Raw genomic sequence first — 18,501 nt, 5'->3', positions numbered from 1 at the left:
AATATTCACAGGAAAGAATGAGTTCTTTTAGGATGATAAAAATAGACGCCACACCGACTGGCATGGCGTCTATCCAAACAACAAACACCCTCTACTAACATCAATAATTTACTGCGCCAGATACCCCCCATCGACCGGGTAATACGAACCCGTCACAAACGATGCTTTATCCGACGTGAGCCAGATAACCAGCTCGGCCACTTCTTCCGATTTGCCTAACCGCCCAATTGGATGCAAGCCAATAATTGCCTGTTTGGCTTCGTCGGGTAAAATTCGCAACAACGGCGTATCGATATAGCCGGGGCCAACCGAGTTAATCCGAATCCCTTTCGATGCATATTCAATAGCCGCCGTCTGCGTAAGGCCAAGCAAACCATGTTTCGCCGTCACGTAGCCAGGAGCCTGTGCCGTACCAACCTGCCCCAAAATTGAAGCCATATTAACAATCGACCCGCCGGTGCCCTGTTTCAGCATGGCTTCCAGCTCATATTTCAGGCAATAGAAAACACTATTCAGATTAACGTTGATAATCTTATGCCAGCCTTCCAGCGAGTAGTCGGCCGTTGCATTCATTTCGCCACCGATTCCGGCATTGTTACAGGCCATATCCAGCCGGCCAAAGGTTGCAATTGTTTCGTCAACCAGTTTCTGACACTGGGCCGCATCACTAACATCGGCTTTTACGAATTTGGCCTCTACACCGGTTGCTTTCACTTCTTCGGCCACTTCCAGCCCCTGCACTTCGTCAACATCCGACAGAATTACATTAGCTCCGTGCTGACCGTATAAAATTGCCGTTGCTTTTCCGATACCCGACGCAGCACCCGTTACCAGTGCTACTTTTCCTTGCATGTCTTTATCCATAATAAATTCAGTATTAACTATTGAGTAAACTATAAGAGAATTCGTTAGAGCCGCATGATCAGAACTGGTATCTGCGAATGATTCAGAACATCTTCGGCCACACTGCCCTTCAGCCAGTGTTGCAAGCCTTTATGTCCATGCGTGAAAAGTACGATCAGATCGGCCTTAACCTCATCGGCATAATGCAGAATACCGCCAGAAATCGTTTTGTCATGCCAGATATGGAGGTTGTATTCTTTCATCCCATTTATTGCCGCAAACTCATCGACCCACTCCCGTACTCCTTCGGGGAGTCGACCATCGCTGGGTGTCATCACGTAGAGAAACTGTCGGCGTTTCGAATCGGCCAGCGAGAACGGATAGGTATGGGGTTTTTTCAGTTCCTTTTCCAGATCGATTCCGTAAACGATTCGTTCGGGTTTGAAATGCCCGACGGGTTGCTTAACAACCAGCACCGGGCAGGTTGCATGGCGAACAATTAATTCAGCGTGTGATCCTTCGAGCCACTCCATCAACCCCGAAGATCCCTTAGAGGCTAATACGATCAGATCGGCAGGTTGCTCGTTGATGCAATGGATGAGCCCATCCAGATTACTACCCAACTGTGTTTTGATGGTAACATCGGCATACCTGGGATTAGCAGCCAGCTTATGCAATTCCTGATCGGCTTCTTTCCAGGCTTCTTCATAAACAGGTCCAATGTCGAACGATAGGCCCGTAACGCAATCAGCGGGTGGTATATACTCGCTCAGAACCGTATGCAGCAGAATAATTTCGGCCTGATATGTACGCGCCAGATCGACAGCCACGTTGAGGGCATATTCTGTTATGGGGCTCAGATCGGTAGGAACCAGAATCGTTTTCATGATGACCATCGGCTTGTTCACTACAAAACAAGTCAATTCGTGAACCGCCAGCTATGAGCTAGTACAGGAACCGTACTGATTAACATCAGTTTAGTTCATATGTTAAGAGTCAATGATCATTAGAAGAAGAGACAACCAATGCCCAACTTCTTAAACGCTGGCAACATTGGTTGGTGTAGTGGTCAGACCAGCCTTCACAAAGAATGAGTGAAGCAGTGCCCGATATTCTTCGATCTGTTTTTCACGAACCTGATCGGTCCAACCTAATTCAGTAGCCATCAGGCTGGCTACGGCTGGTGTTAGTTGTGCGGTCAGTTGCCAGTCGGCCAGTTCGAGCCGCCACCGACGAGCCAGCACATCCCGTGGGCGAACGGCCAATTCTTCACGTACCTGATGCATAACCTCGGCTTTGATAAACGGCTGATTTTCGGCAAGTCGTTCCGACAAATCGGAGTTGGAAAGCGTAAGTTGCGCCACTCGTTCGGCCCGAGTACCATAAGTTCGCATCAGATGCTGGCAAACATCGGCGGGCAGTTTATAATGTTGCTGGAGTTGTTGCCAATCACTAAAACGATAGTTTTCGCCACCGACCAGATAGTGCGACTCTGTTTTGCCCGGCATTGATTTACCAAGCAGTTCGCCCGCCCGATCAATGGCATCCTGCGCCATCAGCCGGTAGGTTGTCCATTTGCCGCCCAGCAAGCTCAGCAGACCCGATGTAGCATCATACTCGACTTCATGATCCCGCAGCAGTGTCTTGGTCGTTGCCCGACTACTCACAATAAGCGGGCGAATACCACCAAAGCCAGCCAGAACCTGGGTTTTATCGGGAGTTTTGGCCAGATAAGGCCGTAAGGTTTCGAGCAGATAATCAACTTCTGCAGGTTCCAGAACCGGTTCGTGGCTCAGGTCTTTGTAATCGTCATCGGTTGTACCAACAAACACTTTATCGCCGAATGGGATCGCGAAAACCACTCGCCCATCCGACGTTTTCGGAATTAGCATCGCACAATCGCTCTGGAGCGTTTCGCGGGGCAGCACAATATGAACGCCTTTGCTGGGTCGAATGCGCGATTCGAGTGTAGAACTAGCCAGTAATCGAATGGCATCTGAATAGGGGCCGGTGCAGTTCAGAAACAGGCGGGCACGAATCCGAAAGGTTTCACCCGTCACCTGATCCTGCACAACAGCGGCCGTTAGCCGATTGCCTTCCCGGTCAAAATCTTGTACGGACAGGTAATTGACAACAACAGCCCCCGCTTCGTCGGCCGAATGCGCCAGCGCCAGTGCATAGCGGGCATCATTTAACTGCCCATCATAGTAAAGTACGGCACTATGCATATTGGGAGTCAGCGTCGGCATCTTTGCCAATGCCTGCGCTTTGGTCAGCCAGCTTCCTTTAGGAAAACTGTCGTTACCCGCAAAAAATGCGTAGAGCGCCAGACCAACCGACATATACATGCCTTCAAACCAACTGAATACGGGTGTCAGCAACGCCAGCGGATGGGCCAGATGCGGAGCATTTCGGATTACGGTTCGCCGTTCGGCCAGCCCGTGGCGCACCTGTTTCAACTGGGCCAGATCGAGCTTTTTGATCGCTTGTTCAAGATACCGTACTCCACCATGAATTAACTTGGTCGAACGCGATGAGGTTTCTCCCGATATGTCGCCCCGGTCGATGAGCGCAACCCGATAGCCCCGCAGCGCAGCATCCAGCGCCGACCCGGCTCCGCTGGCTCCGGCGCCAATAATACAAATGTCGAATGTCTCCTGCTGTAGCCGCTTCCGATTGTCGTCCCGATTCATAGATCAAAGGTAACAGGTTACTGGTAATTAGTCATTTGTCATTGGGGATTAGTCATCGAAAGACGCTGCTACCACTGACCAATGACCGAATGAGGCTCAACGCTACACTTCGGTATAGTCTAGTTCCTTGCCGAAGGTTTCTTCCATCGTTAGCAACGACCAGAAACCCAGCGCAAAGCAAGCGAAGGCCACAATGGCTCCGGCGCCAATTACACCCAGAACTGGTTTCATGGCCTGAAAAGCCGGAATTGTCAGCAAGGTTGTGGCCCGAACATTATTGGCCACTGAGGTAGTGGCCGTAGCCCGGAGATTGGTACCAAAACTTTCGGCCGTAATGGTCAAAAACATGGCGATGTAGCCAATACTGAATCCCATGCAGGCACAAAGTGTATAAAAAGTAGTAGCCGACGAAATCCCACCGTATAAATACAGAATGACAAAAATGGCGGTCATGCCCATCATGAGACCAATGGCTTTTTTCCGCGAACGCATCCATTGACTCAGGAATCCGCTCGTTAAATCACCGAGCACGGTTCCTATGTAAGTAAACATGACGCACCGGCCAGGTTGAATAGCCTCTGGAATACCCAGTGCCTGCCCGAACTCATTGCCAAACGTAGTGAGAATACCAATGACCAGATAAGTAGGCAGGGCAATACCCATACATCGCAGGTAGCGCAGGACACGCTTACTGCCGTTAAACAAGGCCCAGAAGTTACCGCGCGACACATTCGCTTCCAGGGTCTTCTTAAACATACCCGATTCCAGAACACTTACCCGCAGTATGAGTAAACCAAGCCCTAACCCGCCCCCAACCAGGTAGGTGGTGCGCCAACTGAATAGAGTAACGGTAAAATATGCAACCACAGCGCCTAACAAGCCAACGCTGGCTACTACCGATGAACCATAACCACGCAGTTCTTTCGGCAAAATTTCGCTCACAAGGGTGATCCCCGCTCCTAACTCACCCGCCAGTCCCAAACCGGCAATGAGCCGCAGGATGGCATATAGCTGTGGGTCATGGACAAATCCACACGCGATGTTGGCCAGCGAATAGGTAATGATGGAACCGAATAATACCGACAGTCGCCCGCGCTTATCGCCCAGAATGCCCCACAGAATACCACCGATTAGTAAGCCTGCCTGCTGATAGTTCAGAATTTTTCCGCCGATAAGCGAAATATCGGCATCCGCAAGCCCCAGATCTTTCAGGCTCGGAACCCGAACAATATTAAAAAGCAGTAGATCATATACGTCTACAAAATAGCCCAGCGCAGCCACAATAACGGGCAGGGTAAGCACAGAACGAATAGTAACAGAAGCAGAAGAAGGTACGGTTGTCGATTGCATGACAGTCAGGAATAGCAACGGCAAGTTAGGAAAGAAGTTGCAAGGTTATACGAAAAAAGGCACGGAGTAGAGCCCCGTGCCTTTCCTGTACCTAACTTCCACTATTTGTGTCCCTATTTATCCTAATTTGTTGTTCATTAATCGTTGTTGTTTCACTACTGGTCCTGGAAATTGGCCTATCGAATTGCCTAATGACCAATTGCTCACGACTACTAATTATTGCTTAATTCATCGAGATTAACCGTACGGGCATTTGTTGTTCAAGGGTTGGGGTCGATAGTTTGAACGTACGCTCTTCCACCTGATTTCCGTTCGAGATCCGGAATGTGTAGTTACCATCGCCAACCTGGCTCAGATCAAACTGCTGGCGGTAACCATTTCGTTTGCCACCTTTCCCCGGAAGAGCTTCATGAAACATGACCTGCCCTTTTTCATTGACTAATTCGACACTGATCTTATCATTGGCTTTGTATTTTTCCAGACAAAGCCAGACTTTAGATTCGCCATTGGCCGGAAACATGGCGATGGCAAATGCTTTTTCCTGGGGCTGATCGCCCTCCGTAAAACCAAACGATACCGATACGCTTAAAAGAAACGCAAATGCACTGGCGAAGAATTTGAGTGAAGTTTTCATTGTGTTGAAGATTTCGTTGTAGAACCTTTAGCTGTCAACACAATGATGCAGATAAAGCCGCTAACCGCTCAGCTTCGTGAGCAACGGCTTCAGAAAAGGATAAACGGTTCGAGAATAAAGACTGGCGGTCGGCCTGAGTCTAATCCAAGTAAATAGATAAATAGTTTAATTTTCCTGAATTTTATGGGATTTTCAGACAATAACCCTACTCCACATAATCCAGGTCCTTGCCAAATGTTTCCTCCATTTGGCTGAGTGACCAGAAGGCCAGACCATAAACAATAACGCCTAACATACCAGCGGCCACCAGAGCACCTAATGAGGGTTTTAGGGCCTGAAAAAATAAGGTCATCGGAATCAGTGTGCCCCGTACCACACTCGGCACCGACGTAGTTGCCGTATTGCGGAGATTAGTTCCGTAGAGTTCGGCGACCATCGTCAGAAACATGGCAATATACCCCGTACAGAAACCCGCCAGCAAACAAACCGTGTAAATTCCATTTGCGGTTTTGATGCCGCCAAACAGGTAAACACCACTTAGCAATGCGCTGAAAATCAGCAGGCCCGTAATGGCTTTCAGTCGCGACCGTAACCAGTGGCTTATAGGGCCGCTCAGCAAATCGCCACCGGCCAGGCCAACGTAAATCAGCATCACGCACCGACCGGGTTTAACGCCTTCGGCAATATCCAGCGCCTGCCCAAACTCATTGGCAAACGTTGCCAAAATGCCTACAATGAACCAGGTGGGCACACCAACAGCCACACATCGTAGGTATTTGATGGCTTGTTGCCAACTGCTGAAAAAATACAGAAAATTGCCCCGGCTAATGGTTTTATGTTCAACTTTCGAACGGCTGAACAGCCCCGACTCGAATACGCTGACCCGAAGTAACAACAGAATAAGGCCCATGCCACCACCAACCCAGAATGCTGTTCGCCAATTGAAGTATTCAACGGTCAGGTAAGCAACACCGGCACCCAGATAGCCAATACCCGCCACCATCGACGAGCCGTAGCTCCGAATTTCTTTGGGCAGAATTTCGCTCACCAGCACCATAGCTGCGCCAATCTCACCCGATAGGCCAACACCCGCCACGAAGCGTAGAACGGCGTAGGTATTCACATCCTGAACAAAGCCGCAGGCAATATTGGTCAGCGAATAGGTCAGGATACTCCCAAACAAAACCGACATACGCCCCCGTTTATCGCCCAGAACACCCCATAGAAAACCGCCTATTACTAGTCCTGCCTGCTGAAAATTCAGAATGAAGGTTCCGGCCGACGATACTTCTGCCTCCGACAACCCCAGCGATTGCAGACTTGGAACGCGCACAATGCTGAAAATCAGCATATCATATACGTCCACAAAAAAGCCCAGCGCCGACACAATGACGGGCAAGGCAAACAACGGTCGAAACGATGTACGCGCCGGAGGTGTTGAAACGGTTTGCATAAATAGGCGTCTGAACCGGGATTATTCTTCCAGATAGTCCAGGTCCTTGCCGTGGGTTTCGGGAATGGTCAGAATGGAGTAGAAACCAAGAATAAAGCTAATCAGGCCGACAACGGCGGCCGCATTGATGACCTCCAGCGAGGGTTTAAGCGCCTGATAGGTAATCGTCATCGGGATAACCAGTCCACGCACCATATTCGGTACCGTTGTAGCAGCCGTAGCTCGAAGGTTGGTTCCAAACTGTTCGGCTCCAATTGTAACGAACATAGCCCAGTAGCCGATGCCAAAGCCCATTGCCAGACACAGACTATAAAGTATGGTTGCGCTTTTAATACCAAAAAATAAGTATACCAAGCTGAATAACAGAGCAATACCCATTAGCAGTGTTACCGCTCGTTTGCGCGACGAAAGTTCATGGCTAATGAAACCACTGGCCAGATCGCCAGCCGCCAGCCCTACATAACACCACATAATGGCCAGCCCTGGCTGGATTTCCTCCGCAATACCGAACGCTTTGCCAAACTCGTTGCTGAACGTAGCCAGAATGCCAATCACAAACCAGGTTGGAATTCCGATACCGATGCACTTCAAATAGCGTTTTAATCGACTCCCATTTGTAAAAAACGACAGAAAGTCGCCCCGGCTAATATGTTCCTGTTCGGTTACGTTTTTAAACATACCCGACTCAACAACCCCAACCCGCAACAACAATAGGCCAATACCCAATCCGCCACCAACGAAAAAGGCCATTTGCCAGTCAAAATAGATTACGGTAAAATAGGCAACTACGGCACCCGACAAACCGATTCCGGCCACCAGTGATGTACCGATAGCCCGTTTTTCTTTCGGCAAAATTTCGCTCACCAGCGTGATGCCCGCGCCCAACTCGCCCGCCAGACCAATACCCGCCACAAACCGCATAAGCGCATAGTAGGTGACGGGGTCCATAAACGTGACGTTTTTGATGAAACCACAGGCAATGTTGGCAATGGAATAGGTAATGATCGACCCGAACAGTACCGACAGGCGGCCCCGTTTATCGCCCAGAACACCCCACAGAATGCCCCCCAGCAACAAGCCCCCCATTTGCCAGTTCAGAATACTGGCTCCAACCGTCGATATTTGGTCGGGCGTCAGGCCAAGATCTTTCAAACTGGGCACACGAACAATGCCAAATAGAAGCAGGTCGTAGATATCGACAAAATAACCCAGCGCGGCAACAATTACCGGTAAGCTAAACAGCCCGGGTTCAGTAGATTTAACTTTTGAAGGGAGAGTAGGAACAGCCATACGGCAAAATCAGCAAAGAAAGTCAGAACAATTCTGCAATAATACGAAATGCCCAAAGAAGATTAGGCTTTGAGGGAGTGTTTATTAACCTAATCTCCCCTAAATCGCAGGAATTAGTTGTCTTTCCGCTCGTACTGATCCGGTTTATCGTCGGTAGGTGGGTTTGCATTTTCGTCCTGAACCAGAATTAACTCAGGAGTTGAAACCGGTTCTGGCATTGGCGATGGCCGAAGGGCGGGAGACGGTTTTGGTAACAGAGCGTAGAGGGTGTAGGCCGTTCCAAGCGACCACACTTTCAGCAGAACACGAGCGAAAATAAACGATTGCTGCACAATAAGCATCACTAAAATAGTAAGCCAGTTGCTCATCGTAATGGCAGCGTCGATCAGGAAATAGATACCAAACAATATTGTTCCGATCCCAATAAATAACCAGTATACACCATAGGTACGTCCCAAATTTCGCAGAACAAGTCGGGCTGCCCGACCAAAGGCCCGAAAAGCCCCCTGTTCATCTTCCCGAAACATCAGCACTTTTGCATAGTCGCCAATGCAAAGGACGAGCGTTACGGTCAAAGCAAAGAGTCCGAAAAATCCCGCACCAAGCCAGAATTGACCGCGTTCGGTTAGTGTATCGTTGAGCAGAACGGCCAGCAGCGAACCAATTACCAGCCAGATGCCTCCCCCCACAACAACAAACAGAACCGACACGCCAAACAGCCGACCAAACCGCCCAAAGTAATGGCTACATCCCTGCAAAAATGCACCAACGCTGAAGAGCGCTTTAAACTGCGAAAACCGGAGCAGAATTCCACCAGCAACAAATATGCTAAGGAAAAGATACAGTAGCCCTAACCAGCGCCCTGCACTAAAAAGAGGGCTAATGACTCGTTGGCTACGGTGCATAAAATCGGAGTAAACGGTGTAGTCGAAGCCATTGAGCAGTTTCAGAAAAGCCAGCGAATTCTGGTCTTCAATTTTCAGGGTCGTATAAAATGGCAAGGCCACTACTAGTCCTAAAACCAGGGTGATGCCATAAAGCAGCCACAGCAACCGTAGCGATTGTAGGGTTTGTCGCAGGGTAACAAGGATAGTACGCATCAGGAGCGAGTCGGAAAGTCGTCAGATTCAGCGGGTTTGTCTGCCGAAAGTACAACTTCTTTTGTTCCGAGCAACGGGTGTTCCTGTCTGATTTTTTCCTGCAATTTCAGAAAGCCGTCGATCAGCGCTTCGGGGCGGGGTGGGCAACCGGGCACGTAAACATCAACCGGAATAATACGGTCGACGCCTTTTACCACATGATAGCCATGCTGCCAGTAGGGGCCACCGCAATTGGAACATGACCCCATCGAAATAACATAACGCGGCTCAGGCATCTGTTCATAGAGTCGGCGAATACGGTCGGCCATTTTATAGGTAACGGTTCCCGACACAATCATAATATCGGATTGCCGGGGCGAAGGGCGCGGAAAAATGCCAAAGCGGTCGAGGTCGTAGCTGGAAGCAAAAGCCTGCATCATTTCGATAGCGCAACAGGCCAGCCCAAAACTCATTGGCCAGAGCGATTTCTCCCGCGACCAGTTCAGTAACTCTTCGGACTGCATCAGAATAACGCTTGCTTCACCGGATTTATCTGAGAGTGATGACATATCAAATAGAGGTTATTATGGCTTTACTACGCCACTTACCGAGACTTGGGCAACCGATTCAGTAAATCCTGTTGATACCGGATTGAAAACGGTTCGAGTTGCCGCCGTAGACTAAGATCAGGATTGGCCGGATCGAGCGGCCGAATAATCCGGCTGGTTAGATTACCAATAGCCGAACTCAAGATCAGGCCACCCGTAGCGCCACCAGCGGCAGCAAAGACTACCGTTAATCCATGCAAAATCGGGCTTCGGGCAGGGCTGTTTTCCAATGATTGATTGGCAATAAAACCAACCAGTAACCCACCCACAATGGCACCGGTTATTTGGACAGTCTTTTTATTGGCTCGCCGAAGTACCACTTTACGAACGTTTTCTAAGGGAACGCGCTCCGTGCCAACATACGAATACATTACGGTGAGATGGCTTTCGGTTACGTCATCCAATATTCCACGCAACCGCTGTCCTGTTTTGGTAATGACCCGTACCCGATATTGTTCGATAACTGGTTTCTGCGCGAATGACTCTATCGACACCAGCAAAAACAGGCAGGCCGATAGCAACCGGCCACAACTCAGTAGTAACGTCAACGCTTATAACGCTTATTTACTTCCTGATACAAATCAGCAGGCACTTTCGTTTCCACGGTCGGAATTTTCGGTTGAGGCTTCACCCAGTCCAGATAACCCTTCACCCAAACATAGGCCAGACCGAGTGCCAGAATCAGCACAAATACGGTCATTTCGGCCAGCGAAAACCAGCCCCAAAGGCCCTCGGTTTCATGAATAAGCGATTCCTGACCAAACACGGTTGCCCAAGGAAACAGGAACACCAGTTCGACATCGAAGAGCACAAACACCAGCGCTACCACATAGAACCGGATATTGAACTGAATATTGGCATTACCAACCGGCTCTTCGCCAGATTCATAGGTGCTGTTTTTCTCAACATTCGGGCGATTAGGGCGCAGCAACCGGGCGCCGAACAACACCAGACTGATAAAGGCAAAAGCCCCCAGAATAAACAGCAATATGACGCCAAAGTCGGAAAGCATAAAGAAATTGAGTGATTGAGTGATTGAGCAAATGAGTGAATACTGATCTGACTTACACAAATTTATTCGCTCAATCACTCAATTATTTCTGGCCCGGCTTTTTCTTTTTCGGATATAGGTTATAGACGATCGATGCCTGAAAAACACGATTCTGATAGGTTGCTCCGGCCTCTGGCGACACGTTCATAAATCCGTAGATATAGCGCAGGTGGAGACTAAACTTATCGAGCATATCCAGAAAATCGTAATGGACACCCAGAACCGCGCCAAGGTCGCTTTTGCTGCCTGGCCCGTTAGATGAACCCTGGTTTAATGCATAGCTAAATTCGGGGCCCGCCTGAATGGTCAGTCCTTCCGTCGGAATATAACCCAGCAGAATTGGCGCGCTCAGATAAGTGTACGTATTGTTGATTGTCTGGCGAACACCACTTGTCTGTTCAACCTGAAACGAGCCTCCCTTAACGTTCAGAATCATTTCGGGCTGTAATACCAGTCGATGATACCGATACCGATACATAACGCCGATGTGCGGATCAAGATTCTGCTTCGGGATGTTGACACTGGTACCGGAAAGAGACAGCTTGGTTAGCGATCCACCTACCTTTATACCAAAATGACCGCCAACCGGCTTATTACTTTGTGCCTGTAAGAACAGAGGAGCACTTACCAAAAACGAAAAGAGTACTAGTCGGGAAATCTGCATAAAAACTCACGGGAGGAAGTCAAGCTTCCAGTAACGGCTGCTTACCTGAAACGTCAGATTGCCAGCAAAATTGGCAAAAAAAGTTAAGATATTGCCGTTATCAGTCCCGGATTTAATTCAATCGTGGATCAACGGGATAGTGTGCGATGGATTTAAACTCTCCGCCCATGCGTTTCAGCACACCGCGCCAGAACTCTTCAACTGGTGTTTCAAATAAAAAATTAGCATCGGCACGGCTCACAATCCAGGCTTTCTGATCCAGTTCTGTTGCCAGTTGGCCCGCATCCCAACCCGAATAGCCAACAAAAAACCGAATATCGCGTTCAGAAATTGTACCAATATTCACGGCTTGTTTTACCTGTTCAAAATCGCCACTCCAGTATAAGCCATTGGCTACCCGAATCGAGCCATCGATCAGATCGGGCCGTCGGTGAATAAAATGGAGCGTATTTTGCTGGACTGGCCCCCCTACAAATAAAGCCTGCGACGAATACACGTCGTCGATTACATCGCCAAGCTGGATATCCGTTGTTTGATTAAGTACAAGCCCGAAGGTACCCGCCGGGCTATGTTCGCAAACCAGAACGACACTACGATCAAAATTGGTATCGCCCATAAATGGTTCGGCAATCAATAGACTGCCATTGGTGACAGGTAGTGTATTGGCGTTCATGGTACCAGACATATTAAAGCGTGTTACGTAAAAAACGGCATATTAAAGATGATGTTACCAAAATGATGCCGAAATTTAGCGTAGCTACCCCTAAAGATTTTTTATACGGATATTTTTCCAATTAAGATTTCTCTCCATCGTTTTCGGGTTATAACCAATGGTTAGCGATCAAATGCAAGCCGCACGTGCCGCCCCGAAACCCGTTCGAGCAGTGGTTTTACTATTCGGTCGGCATTTTGACGGGTCTGAACAAGAATACCACTATTGAGCGCCGACTGCCTGATTTGCCGCTCGGCCTGCCGATAGGCATCACTCACAAGCTGCGATTCGTTCAGAAACGAAAAGTGTGTATCATAGACTCTCGACCGATCGTGGTTAATTTTCCAGCCGCACAGTTCAGGTTTGGGTAAATGAATAACGATCGAATCGTCATCGACGTCAATATCGTCGGCGTTAATTTTCGTTAAATCGATACAGCCCGTTGCCTGTCCTTCTACAATCAGGACGGCATTTGAATTGGGCAGAAACATATTGGCCTGCTCGTGCTCGACAATGTCTTTGAACGTATAACTTACCAGTTCGAGCTTACCGAGTGTCGTTATTTCTTTAAGCACCACGCTCTGGGTGGTTTTGTCGCCCCGTCGGAAACGGCTCATCAGCTCACTGCTCCGAATCTGCTCCCAAAGGGCAATCAATCCAACCACCAAAACAGCAATCAGTAACAACCGCAAAACGGTATTAATCAAACGAGTCATAGCCAGCGTGGACCTCCTTATCAGCAAGAATTTGTCCACTTATGATAACGATAAACCGGGGGAAATAATTACGACGACCGACCTGAACCTTAATCGCGCCAGCCATTGGGTTTGTAGGGTGTTTTTGAATCGCTGGGGGCACACACCGCCGTTGGTGGCCGCGATGCAATGGGCCATATTCTGACTTTAGGTTCATTACGTTCCCCAACATATGGGGGCGAAGGCTCTGGAAACGGCCGACGTATGTTGAGCGCATAAAATAAATCATCCCCTGCGTTTTCGTGCGGTCCTGTGGGGTCGGTAGCGCCAAACGGAATGCCTTCCGTATCTTTTCGGTCGAGCCAATGATGATATAACGATACTGCCGATGCGGTAAAATAACCGGCTACTACCTGCTGCCGATTCGATGCATTATATACATTTCCGGCCAGAATGGTTGGTGGCGTATCGGCCAGCCCGCCCGTATTCTGCGATTGATCCTGAAAACGTTTAAAGTACTGATAGGCATCCTTTGTCAACGATCCCTGTCGTATATCGACCAAACAGGGGGCACGCTGGTAGAAAGGTATTTGTGCTACTTTCCGTTTAGCAATCAATCCACCATTGCTGTACATATCATCGAAAACGTTCAGGCTATAGTTATGGAGAATTTCCCAACAGTCGGTCCGGCACGGATAGTCGTAAAACCAATCACCTGCCGGAACCTCGGGCGCATCATAATCTGCTTTGCCGGGTGGCGGAGTAAAACAATCTTCATATAGATCGTTGCCCGATACAAAATAATAACTGTACAGATAGGTATGTGGCACAATCGCATTCACCGCATACACGCCTTGTTTGCAGGTTCGGCACCAATACTGGCGTTCGTATAATGTCCAGTCCCAGCGGTAGTAATCGTGCCTGTCGGCCGGGTCCTGACTGGTAACAAAAACATCATGCCCTGCCGTATACCCCCCTAATTGATTTGCCGTCAAACACGCCGGATTAAAAGCCGATTCGGTACTACTGATTTCAGCAACGGCAGGCATTATCTGCTGATCAGACACATAGCGACTACCATCACTGAGCGTAAAGCGAAGTTGGTAGCTATGGCCAACCTGCCCCCGAAAATCGCTGGGCAACTGATAGCTGCCCACTTCGGTCTCATGAGCGACCACCACTTCCACCGAATCGACTACCACTTCAACTGCGGCTTTGGTGATAGGCAACGTACCAAATCGACCGGTCAATCGGTCGGCCTGCGACCGGTTGAGCCGAATGAGTTGCGGTTCGACCAGATTGGTGATTGTTCCGTCAACAACAAGCAGATCCACTGTGCCATGCAACACCAGATTTTCGGGATCAACGCAGGCCGTTGCTAACAGAAGCGGAAGGAAGGTGCTCCAGCATAGATAAAGTCGAACATGACGCATAGCGTTGAGCTGTTTATTTAAACTCGAAATTGTAGCTTAAACTAGGAATCGGAGCGGCAAAAATGCTCAGCCGGTACGGGTTTGTGGTTTGCCCTTCTGTCCGATAGAAAATCGAATACACATTCCGACGGCCATATAGGTTGTAAACCGTAAAGGTCCAGTGCCCTTGCCAGCGCCGATTCTTCAGACTGGGATTATAGATATTCCAGGCAAAATCCAGCCGGTGATAGTCGGGCAGTCGATACTGATTTCGTTCGTTATAATACGGATACGTTCGACCCTGATACCGGATAAAGCCTTCGGGAGCCGTATAGGGCCGCCCCGTACTGTAAGCAAAATTGAACGAAAAGCTATGATGGCGCCCCTGGTTGATATTCAGGCTGATATTGACACTGTGCGGACGGTCGTAATTGGCCCGATACCAGTTGCCATCGTTAATTTGTTGTAGAAAATCGACACCCTGATTTACCTGATTCAGGGTTCGGGCGTAGGTGTAATTGATCCAGCCTGTTAGCTCGCCTTTCTTTTTGGCCAGCATTACCTCTACCCCATATGCCTTACTGCGCCCCGGCAGTAATTGTGTTTCCGGATAGGGTTGCAGCAAAAAATCGGCTCCCGGCTTATAGTCCAGAATGTGCTGCGTGCTCCGCCAGTACACCTCGGCCGACAGTTCGAAGATGTTGTTTTTCGAATTATGAAAATAGCCAGCCGACCACAACTGACTAACCTGCGGCTGAATATGCGCATCGGCCGTTTTCCAGCGGGCAGTAGGCAATGGTGTAGTGGTGTTGGTAATTACCTGCATGTATTGCCGCATCAGGTTATAGCCTATTTTGACCGACGAATTTGCACCAATCGCATACCGCAGTCCCAGCCGGGGCTCCAGGCCACCATACTGCTTACTAATCTGGCTGGCCCCGTACACAGTTGAGTCTACTACGGTTGTGGCATCAATAACCTCATCAGCAGCGTATTGCCGAACTACCGACGGGCCTAAGGTCAGAAAATGCGAATAGCGCAACCCGACCGAAAGAGCCAGATTGTCGGACAAACTGATTTCGTCTTCGGCATGAATGGCAAGTTCCAGAGCATTCTCGATTGGTGTTTTCTGGTAGTTGACTGCCCGACTGTTATTAGGGATCAACTCACCCGGATTAAGTCGGTAATGGGTTCCGCTGATGCCTACTTCAATCTTCTGATTGTCGAGTTGATAGTTAAGGTTCGATTTGATCTGTCGCTGCAACACCATCTGTTTTAGTACCACTTTGTTGTTCGTGCTGTCTTCTATAGACAGAATCTTCGGTACATACTGAGCGACCAAAGCGGTGGTTTGCAGATTAGTTCGATCATTGAAGGCATGAAACCAGCGCACCATACCGTTGGCGGTCTGCTGAGCATATTGCGTACCTACGGCATTGATATTAGCCAAACTTCCCAGCAAATTGGTCTGAAACAAATCCTGACTGTAATAACCCATTGCCGTTACGGTGTTCCGATCATTTACCCGCCAGAAGAGCTTGGTTGCCCCATCGCCAAACCTGGCCCGGATATCGTTGAACCGGTCGGATACTAACCGCAGTAGAAAATCATTGAAAGCCCCCCGTCCCGACACCAGGATGCCCAGTTTGCCTTTTATAATCGGCGCTTCGACCGTCAGCCGATTTGCTACCAGACTGATGCCGCCATTGAGCCTAAACTGATCCAGACCAGGATTCCGTAAACTGATGTCGAGCACTGAAGCCGCCCGGCCGCCATAACGAGCGGGTACGTTACCTTTATACAGATCGAGCCCACTAACGGCGTCGGGTGGAAACACCGAAAACAACCCGAACATATGCGTAGGATTAAAAATGGGCGTATCGTCCAGCAGAATCAGGTTCTGATCGGTGGTTCCGCCCCGAATGTTGACCCCATTGGCCGCTTCGCCTACGCTGGTTACGCCCGGCAGCATTTGCAGACTACGCAGAATGTCGACTTCGCCCAGGGCGGCCGGCATTTTTTTAAGTGTAGCAATATTGATCTGACTAACGCCCAACAGAGGCTGTCGAACAGTACGGTCGTAGCCTTTGCTGGTCACAACCACTTCTTCGAGCTGGCTGGCTACTGATGGGAGTAAAACGTTGAGCGTTGTGTTACCCCGAACCTGAAGAGTTGTTCGGAAAGGAACATAACCAATGTTTCGAACCACAATAATATGTTGTCCTGAACGAAGCTGAATCGAAAATTTGCCCTGAGCATCGGTATAGGTTCCTTTCGCTGTCTTTTCGTAATCGACCACAACAGCCGCCCGAACAATAGGTTGCTGATTGGCCGAATCGCGCACGGTTCCCGAGAGCGTATACAGTAGTTGAGCCCGTAGTGTTGTTGAGAGCAATAGGCAAAGACCCGCAATGAGTAATGATCGATTCATGAAACGAACGGTGTGGTTTAATTTCGACACTTTCACTACCCATTACGAAGTAGTCATTGATAGCTTAGTTAGTATCCGGCCAGCTTATACCTTTTAGGTTTGTTTGCCAATGACAAGTGGCTCAGGATATGACAACTAAATCATTTCTATTCGGGAATCTACCTATGCCCTGAGCCGCAAACGGCCTTTCATTTATTATACGAAATTCGGGCTATATATCAACTAAATCTCGTTAAATTACCGTCTTATAGTAAGTATATGCGTTTTGTTTCGAGTATTGTCGGATTGCTTTTTGCACTGGTAGTAAGTAGTTGTACTGACCCTTATGATTTGCCTATCTATTCGACAATTGATATTATGGTTATTGATGGAACCATTAACAACCTGCCCGAGCCCCAGCTTATTCGCCTGAATCGATCAAAAGCTGACCCACTAACTGGCCGGTTTGGCTCGACTCCTATCACCAACGCCACAGTTGAAGTAGTAGTCGATTCGGTGGAAGTGGTGATCGCTCATGAGACCGAAGAGGGCAGCTATCAGTTGCCCAGCGATTTTCGGGGGCAGGTTGGCCATAGTTACCAGCTTCGCTTTACGCTCAGTGATGGCAGCCGTTATAGGTCGGCAACCGAAGTAATGCAGGCCGTCCCGCCTATTGCTAATGCAACCGCCCGCTTCAACCTGAACAGTTTGCCCGTTGGGCAGCAGTTGCCAGGTCAGTTTCGGGCCGGGCACGATGTGTTTATTGATGTTAATGACCCAGCCAATCAGCACAACTATTACCGCTGGGAATGGAAACTCTGGGAAAAACAAAGCTGGTGCCGGAGTTGTCTGCAAGGAGTTTATGCCGTCAATAATATTCTGCCGCACGTTTACCAAGATGCCACCTTCTACGTTTCCGGCAACGACCTTTACGAAGACTGTTTTGTGCCCATCAATTACCGGGAATCGGGTCAGCCACCCTTCATTCAGGGATTATATACCTACGACTATCCCTGCCGCACCGACTGCTGGGAAATTCTATATAGTAGCGCTATTGATGTGTTCGACGATCAGTTCAGCAATGGTAATTCCATTCAGCATCGAAACGTTGCGCAGATTCCGTATTACGACAGTACGGCCTGTCTGGTAGAAATTCGGCAGATGGCGCTGACTCAAAACGCTTATTCCTATTTCAAACGGTTTCAGGACCAGACCCAGAACGTAAACGGGCTTACCGACTCTCCCCCATCGGCTCCGGTTGGCAATGTGTTGAACATTGCCAATCCACAACAACGAATTATTGGCTACTTTACGGCATCGGCTATTGCAACGCTCCGGTATTGGATCGACCGCACGGATGTGCAGGGGCTGCCGCTGGGGCAAACCGATCCTGATGGACCATCTACCCAAAAAGGTTCTGAGTTGTTTTTCGCACTCAATCAACGGCAACCCAACCCGGAGCCTATCTACCCTTATCCCAACATTCGAATTTTTGGCGGACCACCACGACCGCCCACGGCAATTTGCGTTCCGGGTAATAGCAGAACCCCTTTCAAACCCGATGGCTGGCGCGATTAGCTAACATAAAAAACTCCCGGATCAGTATT

General features: G+C 49.1%; 17 protein-coding genes. 1 reads left to right on the top strand and 16 read right to left on the bottom strand.

Going from position 1 to position 18,501, the window contains the following annotated elements:
• Positions 1–108: 108 nt before the first annotated feature.
• The 16 genes from WBJ53_RS03350 to WBJ53_RS03275 all read right to left on the bottom strand — a co-directional run bounded on the left by WBJ53_RS03350 (position 109) and on the right by WBJ53_RS03275 (position 16,915).
• Entirely contained in the window at positions 109–864 is a 756-nt protein-coding gene (locus WBJ53_RS03350) for an SDR family oxidoreductase (protein WP_338874634.1), read from the bottom strand.
• Positions 865–908: 44 nt separating this feature from the next.
• On the bottom strand, positions 909–1,730 hold the full coding sequence (locus tag WBJ53_RS03345) for a universal stress protein (RefSeq protein WP_338874633.1): 822 nt from the start codon (positions 1,728–1,730) through the stop codon (positions 909–911).
• A gap of 150 nt (positions 1,731–1,880) precedes the next feature.
• Positions 1,881–3,536: an FAD-dependent oxidoreductase gene (locus WBJ53_RS03340; protein ID WP_338874632.1), complete on the bottom strand. Its 1,656-nt coding sequence runs from the start codon at positions 3,534–3,536 to the stop codon at positions 1,881–1,883.
• Between the two features lie 102 nt (positions 3,537–3,638).
• Positions 3,639–4,886 carry an MFS transporter gene (locus WBJ53_RS03335; protein ID WP_338874631.1) on the bottom strand — a complete coding sequence of 416 codons (1,248 nt, stop codon included), beginning with the start codon at positions 4,884–4,886 and terminating at the stop codon, positions 3,639–3,641.
• A gap of 223 nt (positions 4,887–5,109) precedes the next feature.
• Positions 5,110–5,520: a hypothetical protein gene (locus WBJ53_RS03330; protein WP_338874630.1), complete on the bottom strand. Its 411-nt coding sequence runs from the start codon at positions 5,518–5,520 to the stop codon at positions 5,110–5,112.
• 205 nt (positions 5,521–5,725) lie between these two features.
• The gene (locus WBJ53_RS03325) at positions 5,726–6,973 is read right to left on the bottom strand and encodes an MFS transporter (protein WP_338874629.1); all 1,248 of its coding nucleotides are present in this window, start codon (positions 6,971–6,973) and stop codon (positions 5,726–5,728) included.
• A gap of 21 nt (positions 6,974–6,994) precedes the next feature.
• A complete protein-coding gene (locus tag WBJ53_RS03320) occupies positions 6,995–8,263 on the bottom strand; it encodes an MFS transporter (protein ID WP_338874628.1) in 1,269 nt (422 codons plus the stop codon).
• A 113-nt stretch (positions 8,264–8,376) separates the two neighbouring features.
• Positions 8,377–9,363: a hypothetical protein gene (locus WBJ53_RS03315; RefSeq protein ID WP_338874627.1), complete on the bottom strand. Its 987-nt coding sequence runs from the start codon at positions 9,361–9,363 to the stop codon at positions 8,377–8,379.
• On the bottom strand, positions 9,363–9,911 hold the full coding sequence (locus WBJ53_RS03310; RefSeq protein ID WP_338874626.1) for an NADH-quinone oxidoreductase subunit B family protein: 549 nt from the start codon (positions 9,909–9,911) through the stop codon (positions 9,363–9,365). Before WBJ53_RS03310 ends, WBJ53_RS03315 begins: the two co-directional genes overlap by 1 nt.
• Before the next feature lie 35 nt (positions 9,912–9,946).
• Positions 9,947–10,498: a hypothetical protein gene (locus tag WBJ53_RS03305; RefSeq protein ID WP_338874625.1), complete on the bottom strand. Its 552-nt coding sequence runs from the start codon at positions 10,496–10,498 to the stop codon at positions 9,947–9,949.
• A complete protein-coding gene (gene ndhC, locus WBJ53_RS03300) occupies positions 10,495–10,962 on the bottom strand; it encodes an NADH-quinone oxidoreductase subunit A (protein ID WP_338874624.1) in 468 nt (155 codons plus the stop codon). The genes WBJ53_RS03305 and ndhC overlap by 4 nt, the downstream gene beginning before the upstream one ends.
• An 82-nt stretch (positions 10,963–11,044) precedes the next feature.
• Positions 11,045–11,665 (bottom strand): porin family protein, encoded by a 621-nt coding sequence (locus WBJ53_RS03295; protein WP_338874623.1) that lies wholly within the window; start codon positions 11,663–11,665, stop codon positions 11,045–11,047.
• Between the two features lie 112 nt (positions 11,666–11,777).
• On the bottom strand, positions 11,778–12,350 hold the full coding sequence (locus WBJ53_RS03290) for a YqgE/AlgH family protein (RefSeq protein WP_338874622.1): 573 nt from the start codon (positions 12,348–12,350) through the stop codon (positions 11,778–11,780).
• A gap of 149 nt (positions 12,351–12,499) precedes the next feature.
• Positions 12,500–13,093: a DUF4230 domain-containing protein gene (locus WBJ53_RS03285; RefSeq protein ID WP_338874621.1), complete on the bottom strand. Its 594-nt coding sequence runs from the start codon at positions 13,091–13,093 to the stop codon at positions 12,500–12,502.
• A gap of 89 nt (positions 13,094–13,182) precedes the next feature.
• Complete coding sequence (locus WBJ53_RS03280; RefSeq protein ID WP_338874620.1) at positions 13,183–14,505, bottom strand: DUF4249 family protein; 1,323 nt, start codon at positions 14,503–14,505, stop codon at positions 13,183–13,185.
• Between the two features lie 13 nt (positions 14,506–14,518).
• Entirely contained in the window at positions 14,519–16,915 is a 2,397-nt protein-coding gene (locus WBJ53_RS03275; protein WP_338874619.1) for a TonB-dependent receptor, read from the bottom strand.
• Positions 16,916–17,173: 258 nt separating this feature from the next.
• Between WBJ53_RS03275 and WBJ53_RS03270 the strand changes: the two genes are divergently transcribed.
• Entirely contained in the window at positions 17,174–18,472 is a 1,299-nt protein-coding gene (locus WBJ53_RS03270; RefSeq protein ID WP_338874618.1) for a DUF4249 domain-containing protein, read from the top strand.
• The last annotated feature ends 29 nt before the right edge of the window (positions 18,473–18,501 follow it).

Source organism: Spirosoma sp. SC4-14, from assembly GCF_037201965.1.
Lineage (GTDB): Bacteria > Bacteroidota > Bacteroidia > Cytophagales > Spirosomataceae > Spirosoma.
The sequence above is the reverse complement of the archived record's forward strand: the minus strand, read 5'-3'. Positions and strand labels throughout refer to the sequence as shown.

Excerpts from the sequence above, each read along its gene's own strand:
- WBJ53_RS03350 (WP_338874634.1), bottom strand. The coding sequence starts at position 864 with ATGGATAAAGACATGCAAGGAAAAGTAGCACTGGTAACGGGTGCTGCG.
- WBJ53_RS03345 (WP_338874633.1), bottom strand. The coding sequence starts at position 1,730 with ATGAAAACGATTCTGGTTCCTACCGATCTGAGCCCCATAACAGAATAT.
- WBJ53_RS03340 (WP_338874632.1), bottom strand. The coding sequence starts at position 3,536 with ATGAATCGGGACGACAATCGGAAGCGGCTACAGCAGGAGACATTCGAC.
- WBJ53_RS03335 (WP_338874631.1), bottom strand. The coding sequence starts at position 4,886 with ATGCAATCGACAACCGTACCTTCTTCTGCTTCTGTTACTATTCGTTCT.
- WBJ53_RS03330 (WP_338874630.1), bottom strand. The coding sequence starts at position 5,520 with ATGAAAACTTCACTCAAATTCTTCGCCAGTGCATTTGCGTTTCTTTTA.
- WBJ53_RS03325 (WP_338874629.1), bottom strand. The coding sequence starts at position 6,973 with ATGCAAACCGTTTCAACACCTCCGGCGCGTACATCGTTTCGACCGTTG.
- WBJ53_RS03320 (WP_338874628.1), bottom strand. The coding sequence starts at position 8,263 with ATGGCTGTTCCTACTCTCCCTTCAAAAGTTAAATCTACTGAACCCGGG.
- WBJ53_RS03315 (WP_338874627.1), bottom strand. The coding sequence starts at position 9,363 with ATGCGTACTATCCTTGTTACCCTGCGACAAACCCTACAATCGCTACGG.
- WBJ53_RS03310 (WP_338874626.1), bottom strand. The coding sequence starts at position 9,911 with ATGTCATCACTCTCAGATAAATCCGGTGAAGCAAGCGTTATTCTGATG.
- ndhC (WP_338874624.1), bottom strand. The coding sequence starts at position 10,962 with ATGCTTTCCGACTTTGGCGTCATATTGCTGTTTATTCTGGGGGCTTTT.
- WBJ53_RS03295 (WP_338874623.1), bottom strand. The coding sequence starts at position 11,665 with ATGCAGATTTCCCGACTAGTACTCTTTTCGTTTTTGGTAAGTGCTCCT.
- WBJ53_RS03290 (WP_338874622.1), bottom strand. The coding sequence starts at position 12,350 with ATGTCTGGTACCATGAACGCCAATACACTACCTGTCACCAATGGCAGT.
- WBJ53_RS03285 (WP_338874621.1), bottom strand. The coding sequence starts at position 13,093 with ATGACTCGTTTGATTAATACCGTTTTGCGGTTGTTACTGATTGCTGTT.
- WBJ53_RS03280 (WP_338874620.1), bottom strand. The coding sequence starts at position 14,505 with ATGCGTCATGTTCGACTTTATCTATGCTGGAGCACCTTCCTTCCGCTT.
- WBJ53_RS03275 (WP_338874619.1), bottom strand. The coding sequence starts at position 16,915 with ATGAATCGATCATTACTCATTGCGGGTCTTTGCCTATTGCTCTCAACA.
- WBJ53_RS03270 (WP_338874618.1), top strand. The coding sequence starts at position 17,174 with ATGCGTTTTGTTTCGAGTATTGTCGGATTGCTTTTTGCACTGGTAGTA.